This is a genomic window from Parvibaculum sp., assembly GCF_049672805.1.
In the GTDB taxonomy this organism is placed as follows: Bacteria; Pseudomonadota; Alphaproteobacteria; order Parvibaculales; family Parvibaculaceae; genus Parvibaculum.
This window is the reverse complement of sequence record NZ_JBATWS010000217.1, coordinates 1-13,105: the sequence shown is the minus strand read 5'-3', so window position 1 is coordinate 13,105 and position 13,105 is coordinate 1. Positions and strand designations below refer to the sequence as shown.

Below are 13,105 nucleotides of genomic sequence, written 5' to 3'. Positions count from 1 at the left end.
CAGAAGCAGCATCCGCCATGGCCACTGGCGCCTCTTCCTGTGGGAAGCGGGTTGCCGTTGTGCGCCAGCCGCCAATGCTCGAAATGCGGATGATCTGCGCGCCCTCGTGGCCGGATGATGCGGCCTGAAAAGGCATGATGGTCGAGGGCAGCACTTTTGTGGTCGTGACCACCTCTCCGCCCGCCCCTGCTTCAAGCTCGGCAAGCCGCGCCGAAGCCTGCTCAAACTCCGGATCCACGGCGAGCGCCTGACGCAGATCCGCGCTCGCCCGTGCAACATCGCCCTTTTGCTCGAAGGAAAGCGCGCGGCCATAGAGCGGCAAACGCCTGTCGCGCCCGCGCATCTCGTCAATGGCTGCGGAATAATGCGAGATCGCGTCATCAAGCTGGCCGCGCTGCCGCAGCAGATTGGCAAGGTTGTGATGCGCCGCTGCATAGCGCGGTGAAAGCTCTATCGCTCTTAGATAGTCGCGCTCTGCCGCTTGTTCCTGCCCGGTCCGGCCATAGGAAATGCCGCGATTGTAATGCGTCCGCGCCAGCACATCGCCGGACAGGCTCCGTGCCTCGATCGCACGCGTGTAATCGGCAATAGCCGCATCCTGCTCGCCGATCTTCTGAAAGGCGACACCGCGATGGTGATAGGCAAGCGCGCGGCCCTCAGGCGCAAGCCCGCCGCTATCGAGCGCATTGGAAAAATCGGCAACGGCCTTTTGATACTGGCCGTGTTCAATCGCGTCTGCCCCTGCACGCATCAGAGCGGCGGCTTCGCTTTCAGACGTCCCCGCCCCTGCCTGCGGCATGCTCATCGTCACACCGGCAAACATGGCGACCATGGCACCAATTGCCACCAGCCGCTTCGCACTGGAGATCATCCCCCGCATCTTTTGCCGCATCGACCGGCCCTCCTCGAAACGCGACAGCGGTAAATCCGGAATAATTTACCATGCGGAAGGTCGCAGCTTTCGGCGTGCCGAAAACACAAACTATATCAATGGGTTATCCAGAGGCGGCGACAGGCAATGCCTGACGGAATGAACGAATCGCCCTACTCCACTGTCACCGACTTGGCGAGGTTGCGCGGCTGGTCCACATCCGTACCCTTCGAAACGGCCGTGTGATAGGCGAGAAGCTGCACCGGGATCACATTCACGATGGGCGCAATGAGCGGGTGAACCGCAGGCACTTCGATGGTGGCCCACAGCCCCTCGCCCGCGCGGGCGATGCCTTCCTTGTCTGCAATCAGCAGAACATTGCCACCCCGCGCGATCACCTCCTGCATGTTGGAGATGGTCTTTTCAAAAAGCGGATCGACCGGCGAGATTACGACAACGGGCACGCTCTCATCGATCAGGGCAATCGGCCCGTGCTTCAGTTCCCCCGCCGCATAGCCTTCGGCGTGAATGTAGGAAATTTCCTTGAGCTTCAGCGCACCTTCAAGGGCGATCGGATAGTTGAAGCCACGGCCGAGATAAAGCACGTCCCGCGCCTTGGAGAGTTCCACGCTCAGCGCCTGAATATTCTCGTCAAACGCCAGAGCATCGACGACATGGCGCGGCACTTCCATCAGCGTGCGAACGAGATTGATTTCCTCATCCCGCGTGATGGTGCCACGCGCAAGGCCCGCGCGCACGGCAAGCACTGCAAGCGTTGCGAGCTGGCAGGTGAAAGCCTTGGTCGAGGCAACACCGATTTCCGGTCCGGCATAGGTCGGCAGGACCGCGTCGGAAGCACGCGCGATGGACGATTCCGTCACATTGACGACGGACAGGATTTTCTGTCCCTGCTCACGGCAATAATGGAGCGCCGCAAGCGTGTCCGCCGTTTCGCCGGACTGGGAAATGAAGATCGCAAGCCCGCCCTCCGGCAGCGCCGCCTCGCGGTAGCGGAACTCGGAGGCGATATCGACCTCCACCGACACACGCGCATAGCGCTCGAACCAGTATTTCGCCACAAGCCCTGCGAAATAGGCGGTGCCACAGGCAACGATAGTGATGCGCGGCACCGAAGCGAGATCGACCGGCAGCGTGATATCGCGGAAACTCTCATTCAGCGGGTCGAGATATTCCGACAGCGTATGGCCGATCACTTCCGGCTGTTCGAAGATTTCCTTCGCCATGAAATGCCGGTGATTGCCCTTGTCCACCATGGCGGCGGAAACATCGGTGATCTTGACCGGGCGCTTGACGATATTGCCGTCCGCATCATGGATCACCGCGCCATCGCGCGTGATCTCGACACGATCCCCTTCTTCCAGAAAGGCGACGCGGTTCGTCATCGGCGCGAGCGCAAAGGCATCAGAGCCGAGATACATGGCTCCGTCACCATAGCCCACCGCAAGCGGGCTGCCCCGCCGCGCACCGATCATCAGATCTTCATGGCCACGGAAAATGATGCCGAGCGCAAACGCTCCTTCAAGCTCCTTGATCGCGGTTTCAGCGGCCTCGCGCGGCTCAAGCCCCTTGTCCAGATAATGGGTGACGAGATGGGCGATCACCTCGCTGTCTGTCTCCGTCACGAAAACGGAACCCGCCGCCACCATTCTTTCGCGCAACTCGCGGAAATTTTCGATGATCCCGTTATGCACAATGGCAACACGGTCGGTAGCATGGGGATGGGCATTGCGTTCCGTCGGCGCGCCATGCGTTGCCCAGCGCGTATGGCCGATACCGATCTTGCCGTCGAGCGGGATTTCATCGATCAGCTTTTCCAGATTGAAGAGCTTGCCTTCCGCGCGGCGGCGATCAATCTCGCCCTTGTGAAGCGTGGCAATACCCGCGCTGTCATAGCCGCGATATTCCAGCCGCTTCAGCGCTTCCAGAATAACGGGCGCAACAGGCTCGCTGCCAATGATGCCGACGATACCGCACATACTTAATCACCTGAGGATTTCTTGGCTGCCGCATTCTTGCTGCGGAAGCTGGATGCCCAACCGGGCTTTTCAAATTGTTTGCCGCGCGCAACGGCCAGCGCATCCGGCGACACATTACGCGTGACGACACTGCCCGAGCCGATATAGGCACCGTCACCAATCGTCACCGGCGCAACAAGCGACGAGTTGGAGCCGATAAACGCGCCCGCCCCAATATCGGTGAAGAACTTGTTGAAGCCGTCATAGTTACAGGTGATCGTGCCTGCACCGACATTGGCGCCCTCGCCCACCCGCGCATCACCGATATAGGAGAGGTGATTGACCTTGGCACCGTCCTCGATCTTCGCCTTCTTTGTCTCGACGAAATTGCCAATCCGCGCCTTGCGGCCAATGCTCGATCCGGGACGAATGCGCGCAAAGGGACCGATCTCTGCCCCCTCACCGATTTCTGCCCCTTCAAGATGCGAGAAAGCCTTGATGGTCGCGCCCCGCGCAATGCGGCAACCGGGCGCAAAGACCACATTCTGCCCGACCGTTACATCCTCGCCGAAAACCGTGTCATGGCTGAGATAGACCGTGTCGGGGTCGAGAAAGGTCACTCCGCCCGCCATCGCCGCCGCCCGCAATCGCTTCTGCATCACGGCTTCGGCGGAAGCAAGATCGGCGCGGCTGTTCACGCCCTGAATGTCACTCTCCGGGCAGAGAACCGCGCTGCAGCTCAGGCCCACGGCGCGCCCGTGCGCGACGACGTCGGTGAGATAAAACTCGCCCTGAGCATTGTCATTTCTGAGCTTCGCAAGCAGTGACGCCAGATGCGCTGCGCGAATGGCCATCGGCCCGCCAAAACAAAGCCGGATCGCGCGTTCTTCCTCGCTCGCATCCTTGTGTTCCACAATGCGCAGAACATTGGCACCGGCTGTCACGATGCGGCCATAGCCGGTAGGGTCCGCGGCCTCGAATCCGAGGATCACAATGTCGCTTTCGTCACGACAGCGGGCCACCATGTCCGCCAGCGTCTCCGTGCGCACAAGCGGCGTGTCGCCAAAGACGACAAGCACCACGCCATCGCCGGACGGAATCTGCGCGGCCGCCGCTCGCACGGCATCGCCCGTGCCAAGCTGGTTTTCCTGAATGACTGTGACCAGATCCGGGCGAACGCCTTTTGCATGGGCGGAGACTTCATCCATACCGGGACCGACGACGAGCAGGCTCGCATCACTGCCAAGGTCTCCAGTCGCCGCCAGTACATGGCCCAGCATCGACCGTCCCGCAATCTGATGCAGGACTTTGGGCAGGCGCGACTTCATCCGCGTTCCCTTGCCTGCCGCCAGAATGACCGTGGTAAGCATGGCTGATGTCATCGTTGCAATCCGGCTCCGAAACAGCTCCCCAGCGCTGCGCAATGTGCCTCGGCGCCATTGTATGGAGAAATGAACTTATATTTCATTATGTTGCCCCAAAACCCTTACGAACGGGTAGAGGCACACCCTAGCGGTTTCGCTCCGCCAGACGCCGCTCCCAGGCCAGGGCATGAGCGACAATCGTATCGAGATTGTCAAAGGCTGGCTCCCAGCCGAGCGTCCTTTTGATCAGCGCCGGATTGGACACGATAGAGGCCGGATCACCCGCCCGGCGCGGCGCCTGCCGGATTTCAAAGCCACGCCCGGCTGCCCGCTCCACCGCGCCCAGAACGTCGCGCACCGAAAAGCCGTGACCATAGCCGCAATTGGCGATGAAGCTCTCCCCGCCCTTGCGAAGATGCCCCAGCGCCGCTGTATGCGCGGCCACGAGATCGCTCACATGGATGTAGTCCCGGATACAGGTGCCATCCGGCGTCGGATAATCATCACCATAGATCTCGATATAGGGCCGCTGCCCGAGCGCCGTCTGGCAGGCCACCTTGATGAGATGGGTCGCATTGGCCGTGGACTGCCCAACCCGACCCTCCGGGTCGCCGCCCGCCACATTGAAATAGCGCAGCGCGGCAAAGGTCATGTCATGCGCCGCCGCCACATCGACCAACATCCATTCCGTCATCAGCTTGGAGCGGCCATAGGGCGACATGGGCGCAAGCTGCGCATCCTCGCTCACCGGCGCATTGCCCACCATGCCGTACACAGCGGCGGTCGAGGAGAAGATGAAATGCTTCACGCCCGCCTTTACGCAGGTTTCGATCAGGCTGCGCGATTTGGCTGTGTTATTCAGATAATATTTGAGAGGGTTCTCGACGGATTCCGGCACGACGATGGAGCCGGCAAAATGGATCACCGCTTCAACGCCGTGATCCTTGAGCAGACGGCTGACAAGCGCCTCATCCGCAATATCGCCCTGATGGAAGCTCGCCGCTTCCTGAACCGCCCAGTCAAAGCCGGTCGAGAGGTCATCGATCACGACAACCTCTTCGCCCGCCCGGAGAAGATCAATCACGGCATGGCTGCCAATATAGCCAGCCCCGCCGGTAACCAGAACGCTCATGCCAACCCTCGTCGGGAATCATTTCCGACCAGAGTTATACCTTGAACTTCATCTCCACATAGTTGACGAGTTTTTCGACCGACTCCTCAATCGAGAGCGCCGACGTATCAATCGTCAGTTCCGGGTTCTCCGGCTCTTCATAGGGTGCGGAAATACCGGTGAATTCCTTGATTTCGCCCGCCCGGGCCTTCTTGTAGAGGCCCTTGGGATCGCGCGCCTCGCAGGTAGCAACATCCGCTTTGACGTAGATTTCGTGGAAATCCCCGTTCTCCAGCGCCTGTCGCGCACGGTCACGATCCGAGCGATAAGGCGAAATGAAGGAGGTAATGGCCACCATCCCCGCCCGCGCGAAGAGCGCCGCCACTTCACCCACACGCCGGATATTTTCCGCACGATCTTCCGGCGAGAAACTCAGATTGGCGTTGAGGCCGTGGCGCACATTGTCGCCATCCAGCACGAAAACGTTGTAGCCCTTCTCAAACAGCTTCTTCTCAAGCGCAATGGCGACCGTGGACTTGCCCGCACCCGAAAGACCGGTCAGCCACAGCACACCGCCCTTGTGACCATTGCGGAAGCTGCGTTCCTCGCGCGTCACGCCATGTTCGACACGGGTGATATTCGTGGAACGCGCCGTGATAAGGTCACGCTGGTTGGCATATCCCTCCATGGAGATGATGCCGCCGCCGGCAATATCGTACTTGTCGATCAGCACGAAGCGGCCCGTCTTCGGCGCGTTGTTGAACTCATCCAGCGCCAGCATGCGACGTGAGCGGAGAATGATTTCCGCCACCTGGTTGCGCTCTACCTGCTCCGAAGAATTGCTCGAAAGATCTGTCGTATCGATGATGCTTTCGATGGACTGCACCGTAACCGGCGCCTCCATCGTGCCGAGCTTCATACGATAGCTGCGACCTTTGACCATCGGCTCCTGACCAAGCCAGAAGACGCGGGCGCGGAACACATCCGTCTCGATCGGTGCATGTTCAATATGGCTGATGACCTCACCGCGCTCGACGAAAATCTGCTCATCAAGCGTGATGCCGATGGACTCGCCCGCTTCGCCTTCGGTTGGCAGCGGCTTGCCGGGAATGGCTGACCACGCCTCGATGCTTGCCACACGCGCCGTCTTGTTGGAGGGCGAGAAGATGATCTCGTCACCCACCGCGATCCGGCCTTCCTCGATGCGGCCCGCAATGATGCGGCGATGGTCGAACTTGTAAACATCCTGCACGGGGAAGCGCAGCGGCCGGTCCACCGGCGAGGCGGTCGGCATGAAGCTGTCGAGCGCCTTCACAACGGTCGGGCCCGTGTACCAGTCCATCGCGCCGGACGGCGTAACGATATTGTCACCTTCACGCGCCGAAACAGGAATAACAAAGGTCGGTGTCACGCCGATTGAGGTGAGATAGTCGCGATACTCCGCTTCGATGGCGTCGAACTTCGCCTTGTCGTAGCCGATCAGGTCCATCTTGTTCACGGCAACAGCGATCTGGCGAATACCGAGAAGATGCAGCAGATAGCCGTGACGACGCGATTGCTCGCGCACACCTTCGCCAGCGTCGATGATCAGCAGCGCCGCATCGGACTGCGCGGCACCCGTGATCATGTTCTTCAGAAATTCCTTGTGCCCCGGCGCGTCGATGATCGTGTAGTCGCGGGCATCCGTCTTGAACCAGATCTGGCTCGTATCAATGGTGATACCCTGATCGCGCTCCGCCTGAAGCGCGTCCATGAGAAACGCCCATTCAAACGGGACGCCGCGCTTTTCGCACACGGCCTTGATGGCTTCATACTTCCCTTCGGGGAGCGACCCCGTGTCATGGAAAAGACGGCCCACCAGAGTGGATTTTCCGTGATCGACGTGACCGACAATCACGATGCGCAGCAGGTCGCGCGCAGGCGCCGGGTTCTCATTCACGACGGCAAGTTTAACCTTGGCTTCTGAGGCTTCGGACATGACTTTTATTCCTTAGAGATAGCCGTCGGCGCGGAGACGTTCGAATGCGTCTTCCGCTTCGTGGTCCATGGCACGCCCGGAACGCTCGGCAACTTTCGTCGTCCGCAATTCCTCGATGATTTCTTCGATGGTGCTGGCGTTGCTTGCCACCGGAAAGGTTATGTCCTTGTCACCCAGCGAGCGATAGCGCTTTCCGTCCTTCGAGAAATAGAGCGGAATGGTCGGGATCTGCTCGCGCAGCGTGTAGAGCCAGATGTCGATTTCCGTCCAGTGCAGCAGCGGGTGAACGCGGATATGCGTGCCAGGCGGGAAATCCGTCTTGAACTGGTCCCAGAATTCCGGCGGCTGATCGCGGAAGTCCCACTGGCCGGTCGTACCGCGCGGGCTGAACACGCGCTCTTTTGCGCGGGTCGCTTCCTCGTCGCGGCGAATGCCTGCGAAAAGCGCGTTGAACTTGTGCTTCTTCAGCGCATCCTTGAGACCTTCCGTCTTGCGCGCGGCAGAGCGCGCCGCAGGCGGCAGCGTCTCGTCAACCGCATCAATCGGCGGGCACAGTTCGCGGATGAAGTTCAGCCCCCATTCGGCCGCATACCGATCCCGGAACTCGTACATTTCCGGAAACTTCTTCTCGGTATCAACATGCATGACCGGGAAAGGCACATGGCCGAAGAACGCTTTTCGCGCCAGCCAGATCATCACGTTGGAATCCTTCCCGAGCGACCACAGCATCGCGATGTTCTCGATGCGGTTGAACGCTTCCCGGAAGATGAAAATGCTCTGGCTTTCGAGCTGATCCAGACGGTCCATAAGAGCCTTCCTGCGGGAGCCGTAAGGCACCCCTCTATAAATCACATATAAAAACGGGAATTTAGGTTGTAATCCCGTTTGGTGCCTGTGATTTAAAGTGCGAGGGGCGCCTTTGCAAGCTCCATTTGGCTCTAAAACAGACGTCGTGATGAAAGCTCAGCGCCGGGGACCGAAAGCGCGGCCTTCTCCCATCCGGCCTGCCTTTTTGACTCCAGAATTCTTGTGGACAACCGCCCGGTTCACGGGCTTGTGCCGGATTGACAGGGCCGCCTTCCGGTCCCTGTTTTTCCGTTCTTCCAGCGCGCTCACCGCCCTGTCGAGCAGCGCCCTCAGTTCCTTTGCGTCCTCTTCCGCTTCCCGCTTCTTCATACCGTATCTGGAGAGCCACGCCCCGATCAGGACAACACCCAGCAGCGTCAGCCCGCCAATGATGGTCTGCATCTCCAGCGAAAAGCTCCCCAACTGTTCGACAACCGGCATTCTCAATCCCCGTCTTCTGATTTGGAGGCACAGCACGCCTGTACCTCCTGCGGAAAACCGCCTTGCAGGTTCCGCGCCTTCTGCGGAATCCGCGCACATCAACGCGTCTTAGCGGTCATCGGTGTGAGTAAATGAGCATTCCTTGTGCAACTGATTTCAAAATGAGCAGCACACGCTCATCAATCGCTTTTACGCAAAGCCCTGCTTTGTGTATGTAAGCGCCAGGAAAACTGGCAATGGAGACAGCGCGGATGGATGACATAGACAGTCTGATTGCCGGTTATCGGTCTTTCCGCCAGGGCACCTACAAGCAGAATGAAGAGCGGTATCGCGCGCTGGCCGCGACACCTCAGAAGCCCAAGGCGCTCATCATCGCCTGTTGTGACAGCCGGGCCGATCCGGCGATGGTTTTCCAGGCCGATCCCGGCGGTCTCTTTGTCGTCCGCAACGTCGCGAATATCGTTCCGCCCTATGAGCCGGATGACCGTCACCACGGCACCAGCGCCGCGCTGGAATTTGGCGTCAAGGTACTGGGGATCAAGAACATCATCGTGATGGGCCACGCTGCCTGCGGCGGCATGGAGGCGCTCTACAACACCTGCTGCGGCAAGGCCGCCCCCGGCGACTTCATCCCCAAATGGATTTCACTCGTGAAACCCGTCGCCGAGCGTGTGGTGGCAAAGCATGGCACGGCGGATCGCACAAAAACGCTGCGCCTTCTCGAACAGGAAGCGGTGATCGATTCGCTCGACCGTCTCCGCACCTTCCCCTTCATCCGCAGACGGGAGGAAGAAGGCACGTTGCGCCTGCATGGCTGGTTCTACGGAATCGGCACGGGAATTCTCTCGATCTATGATCCCGAGAGCGGCACGTTCAACGACGTGACGGAATAGGCTCCGACTTACGAACAGGATGCCGGTTTATTGCCGCTCACGTAGTTGCGGTAAACCCATCCAGACCGTCCATCCGCCCGGGTGACATTCAGCCAGGGCTCGCCCCCATCCTCATTCTGAAGAACCAGCGGTTCGCAGGGCTGCAACACGTCCAGCACCGCTCCGGCATTGGCCGGCTGCGCGCGCATATAGACATGGGCAGTGACAAAACGCTGACCCGCCGGTGTTTCCACCGCGGGCGTTTCCACCACAGGCGCAGCGGCCACTTCCACCTCGGCAGGCACCTCCGCCACTTCCGAAGTTCCGGCCAATAGCTGTAGTGCGAGATCTGCCGTTATGGGTGCGGTTGCAGCGCGCGGGAGAACGGGGCTTGCAGGCTTGATCTCAAGGGGCGCGACAAGCGGAGGCGTGACAACAGCACGGTCCGGCGCGGCCAGCACAACCGGCTCGTCCGGCGTCGATGAGAAATCGAACAGGGACAACGCAAGCACCGCCGCCCCGATGACCATGCCAGCCACCGTGTAACCGATCCGCCGGGGCGATACCGTCCAGACCGGTTCGGGATAGGCATATTCGACGCTCTCGATATTCTGCTGAACTTCTTCCCCGAGGCGCGTCAGCGGCGCCTCGATATCCACATCGAGATGCTTCGCATAGGCGCGCGTGAAGCCGATGGTCTGGGGCAGCGCCGGAAGGCGCTCAAACTGCCCGGCCTCAATGGCTTGAAGATAAACGGGCTTTATCCGCAGCGAGTCAGCAATGTCCCTGAGGGTCAGCCCGGCCGCGAGGCGCGCCTCGTTCAGCCGTCGCGCGATTTCCTCCCTGTGTCCTGTCATCTCATGGCACTCCGCCGTCGACATTTCGCAAGAAGGTAGCCCGACATAGTTACCAAGAATGTACCATTTTGTCTTTTACACACGACAAAACGGCCATTTTCGCACCAATCTGCGGGATTTCGCCCCGGCCCACAAACTCCTGCCCTGAACTGTGAAACCCCTTTTGACAAAAGGCTTTAGAAGGGCCACATTGATCTTATGCGACATGTGAATGCACGACAGTTTCGGACTCCCGGAACGTTGCTCGCGGGCTCTTAGCCCCGGGCCGACGCCGCATTCTTGCGCGCGACGTCCGGGGATACCCCTACCTCACCCCCTGCATATTTCTCGATGGCGAACCCGTATGGCACTTCGCTTTGATGAGGACTATCGACATGTCGATGCGCAATCGCAGCTCACCGCACCTTTATTCTGTTCCGCTTTCGGCTGGAAACACTGTCGAAAGACCCATTCTGGGCCTGCATGATTATGGGCGGCTTGAAGTCGCAACCTATGAACAGTTCGACATGCTGAGCCCGATGCGCTCGCGCATTGCGAGATTGCTCGCTGATGCACATGTCATTCCGACCAGCGAAATGCCGCCGAATGTCATCACGCTGGGAAGCACTGTTCGCTACCGCGTGGATAGTGACCGTATAGAGCGGCGTATGCTGACGATCGGTCGCGAGAATGTCCCCCATAACGGCCAGTATGTGAGTGTGCTGACACCGGTGGGGCTTGCCCTTCTCGGCCGCAAGCCGGGAGAAACGGTGGTGACTGAGACCTTCGATGGCCTCAAGCTCACCATCGACATTGTAATGCTGGAACATCAACCCGAAGCCGCCGCCCGCGCGCAAAATGCAGGGCCGGACGACGACGGAGGACCGGAGGCAGCCTGATGGCTACGACTGAAACGAACGAAACAAAGGCGAAAAACCTGCCGCCCATCTTCGTGGCAGAAGAACAGTTCGACGAGCTCTCCGAGATTGCGGAGCGGCTTGCCGATGTCTTGCCGGAAGTGTCCGAATTTCTCGACCAGGAATTGTCGCGAGCGAAACTCATGCCGCTCTCACACCTCCCGCGCGAGGTCGTAACGGTGAATTCCACGGTCGAATTCGTGTTCGGCATGAAGGGCCGGCCCGAAAAGCTGAAACTCGTCTATCCGGCAAAGGACATCCCGGAAGGCTGCATTTCGCTTGCCTCGCCCGTAGGCGTGGCACTTCTCGGTATGCGCGAGGGCGAAACCATCAGCTGGACCTCGCGTCACGGCGATCTGCGCTGGCTCAGGGTCGTGAAGGTCGTCAATCGCGATTGATAATAAAGGCGGCGCCCGTTCTCCGGGCGCCGCTTTCTATTTCGGGTCGCGATAAGGCTCAGGCGATGCTTCGAGATATTGCGGAAGCCCGTCATCGAGACAGACCCACGGCAAGCGCGCCGAGACCCAGATATGCATCTCCGGGTGAATCGCCGCAGGATTATCAAACGTGGCAAGCGGAAAGCCGAGCCTGTCGGCATCGATCGGCTCAACCGTAAGCCGCGTGCCGCAGCGCGGACAGAAATGCCGCCGCAGCCGGCCGGATGACTGCCATGATGCCGTCTCGCCCGTGACCGTGACAGCCGATTTCTGAAAGCTCGCAATCGCCAGAAAGGGCGCGCTCATCGCCTTCTGGCAGAGACGGCAATGACAGATGCGAACGCCGAGAGGTGCCGCCTCGGCACGAAACCGCACCGCGCCACAAGAACACCCGCCCTCATAAGGCGGCGGAAGATTCGCTGGATTTTCTGGCATGAGTTCACCGGGGCTGATTGCTGAAACGCTGCTGACGATCCATCTCGGATTGCCAATACCGTCGCCCGGATTTTACTCGGAAAGCATCACTTTCGTCGCGTCTCGCGCGAAAAAGTGGTGAGCCCTGATGGGATCGAACCATCGACCTACTGATTAAAAGTCAGCCGCTCTACCGCTGAGCTAAGGGCCCACCGAACAGGACGGAAACCAGCCGTCCCGCTGAATGTGGCCGGAACTTAAGCGCCACGTTCCACTGGGTCAACAGCGGGATTTGCCACAGCCAACTTATTGTTCCGATTGAGCCTTCTTCGGCTCAAAGCGGTCAATGTCCCCCGCCGCCTGCGCCGCCTTGAACGCGCTTCGGAATGCCTCGAAGCGTCCTTCCGCAATGGCCGCCCGCATCTCCGCCATCAGAGACTGGTAGTAGTGAATATTGATCCAGCTCACCAGCATGGCGCCCAGCATCTCGCCCGACTTGATCAGATGGTGCAGATAGGCGCGCGAATAATCCCGTGCCGCCGGGCAAGTGCTTTCCTCATCAAGCGGACGCCGGTCTGCTGCGTGGCGCGCGTTTTTCAGGTTCACCTTGCCCCGGCGTGTGAAGGCAAGGCCGTGGCGGCCATTGCGGGTCGGCATCACGCAATCGAACATGTCGATGCCGCGCGACACCGCCTCGACAAGATCATCCGGCGTACCGACGCCCATCAGATAGCGCGGGCGATCCTCCGGCAGCGCCGGAACGGTAAAGTCGAGTACGCGGAGCATTTCAGCCTGCCCCTCGCCCACGGCAAGGCCGCCCACCGCATAGCCTTCAAAACCGATCTCGCGCAGCCCCGCCGCAGAACGAAGCCGCTCTGCCTCATAGATGCTGCCCTGCACGATGCCGAACAGCGCCATCCCTTCCTTGCGATGCGGCTGCTTTTCGAAAGCCTCCCGCGAGCGGCGTGCCCAGCGCAGCGACAGCTCCATCGAAACGCGCGCCTGTTCCTCCGTCGCAGGAAACGGCGTGCACTCATCGAGT

At 60.1% G+C, this 13,105-nt stretch carries 13 protein-coding genes and 1 tRNA gene; 3 read left to right on the top strand and 11 right to left on the bottom strand.

Annotated features, from left to right (window positions below; all coding sequences use genetic code 11):
* The 7 genes from WBF74_RS06940 to WBF74_RS06910 all read right to left on the bottom strand — a co-directional run.
* The coding region (locus tag WBF74_RS06940; RefSeq protein WP_424437217.1) for a tetratricopeptide repeat protein at positions 1-892 on the bottom strand (892 nt) is incomplete at its 3' end.
* Between the two features lie 152 nt (positions 893-1,044).
* On the bottom strand, positions 1,045-2,868 hold the full coding sequence (glmS, locus tag WBF74_RS06935) for a glutamine--fructose-6-phosphate transaminase (isomerizing) (RefSeq protein ID WP_424437214.1): 1,824 nt from the start codon (positions 2,866-2,868) through the stop codon (positions 1,045-1,047).
* 2 nt (positions 2,869-2,870) lie between these two features.
* Entirely contained in the window at positions 2,871-4,217 is a 1,347-nt protein-coding gene (glmU, locus tag WBF74_RS06930; protein ID WP_424437220.1) for a bifunctional UDP-N-acetylglucosamine diphosphorylase/glucosamine-1-phosphate N-acetyltransferase GlmU, read from the bottom strand.
* 139 nt (positions 4,218-4,356) lie between these two features.
* The gene (gene galE, locus WBF74_RS06925; RefSeq protein ID WP_424437211.1) at positions 4,357-5,343 is read right to left on the bottom strand and encodes a UDP-glucose 4-epimerase GalE; all 987 of its coding nucleotides are present in this window, start codon (positions 5,341-5,343) and stop codon (positions 4,357-4,359) included.
* 34 nt (positions 5,344-5,377) lie between these two features.
* Complete coding sequence (gene cysC, locus WBF74_RS06920) at positions 5,378-7,300, bottom strand: adenylyl-sulfate kinase (protein ID WP_424437208.1); 1,923 nt, start codon at positions 7,298-7,300, stop codon at positions 5,378-5,380.
* Between the two features lie 12 nt (positions 7,301-7,312).
* Positions 7,313-8,107, bottom strand: coding sequence for a sulfate adenylyltransferase subunit CysD (gene cysD / locus WBF74_RS06915; RefSeq protein WP_424437205.1), 795 nt, complete (start codon positions 8,105-8,107; stop codon positions 7,313-7,315).
* A 156-nt stretch (positions 8,108-8,263) separates the two neighbouring features.
* Positions 8,264-8,587: a hypothetical protein gene (locus WBF74_RS06910; protein ID WP_424437199.1), complete on the bottom strand. Its 324-nt coding sequence runs from the start codon at positions 8,585-8,587 to the stop codon at positions 8,264-8,266.
* Positions 8,588-8,823: 236 nt separating this feature from the next.
* Here WBF74_RS06910 and WBF74_RS06905 point away from each other — a divergent pair, with 236 nt between their 5' ends.
* Positions 8,824-9,480, top strand: coding sequence for a carbonic anhydrase (locus tag WBF74_RS06905; RefSeq protein ID WP_424437196.1), 657 nt, complete (start codon positions 8,824-8,826; stop codon positions 9,478-9,480).
* Between the two features lie 8 nt (positions 9,481-9,488).
* On the opposite strand, the gene WBF74_RS06900 is transcribed toward WBF74_RS06905, so the two are convergent.
* Entirely contained in the window at positions 9,489-10,316 is an 828-nt protein-coding gene (locus tag WBF74_RS06900) for a helix-turn-helix domain-containing protein (protein ID WP_424437193.1), read from the bottom strand.
* A gap of 374 nt (positions 10,317-10,690) precedes the next feature.
* Between WBF74_RS06900 and WBF74_RS06895 the strand changes: the two genes are divergently transcribed.
* Both WBF74_RS06895 and WBF74_RS06890 read left to right on the top strand, forming a co-directional pair.
* The gene (locus tag WBF74_RS06895; protein WP_424437190.1) at positions 10,691-11,194 is read left to right on the top strand and encodes a GreA/GreB family elongation factor; all 504 of its coding nucleotides are present in this window, start codon (positions 10,691-10,693) and stop codon (positions 11,192-11,194) included.
* A complete protein-coding gene (locus WBF74_RS06890) occupies positions 11,194-11,610 on the top strand; it encodes a GreA/GreB family elongation factor (RefSeq protein ID WP_424437187.1) in 417 nt (138 codons plus the stop codon). The genes WBF74_RS06895 and WBF74_RS06890 overlap by 1 nt, the downstream gene beginning before the upstream one ends.
* A gap of 36 nt (positions 11,611-11,646) precedes the next feature.
* Here WBF74_RS06890 and WBF74_RS06885 read toward each other — a convergent pair whose 3' ends face one another.
* From WBF74_RS06885 to WBF74_RS06875, 3 genes are all read right to left on the bottom strand, one after another.
* Positions 11,647-12,084 (bottom strand): GFA family protein, encoded by a 438-nt coding sequence (locus WBF74_RS06885; RefSeq protein ID WP_424437184.1) that lies wholly within the window; start codon positions 12,082-12,084, stop codon positions 11,647-11,649.
* Positions 12,085-12,199: 115 nt separating this feature from the next.
* Positions 12,200-12,274: transfer RNA gene (locus WBF74_RS06880), tRNA-Lys, on the bottom strand.
* Between the two features lie 95 nt (positions 12,275-12,369).
* Positions 12,370-13,105 (bottom strand): tRNA guanosine(34) transglycosylase Tgt (locus WBF74_RS06875; RefSeq protein WP_424437181.1); only part of this gene is annotated, 736 nt, incomplete at its 5' end.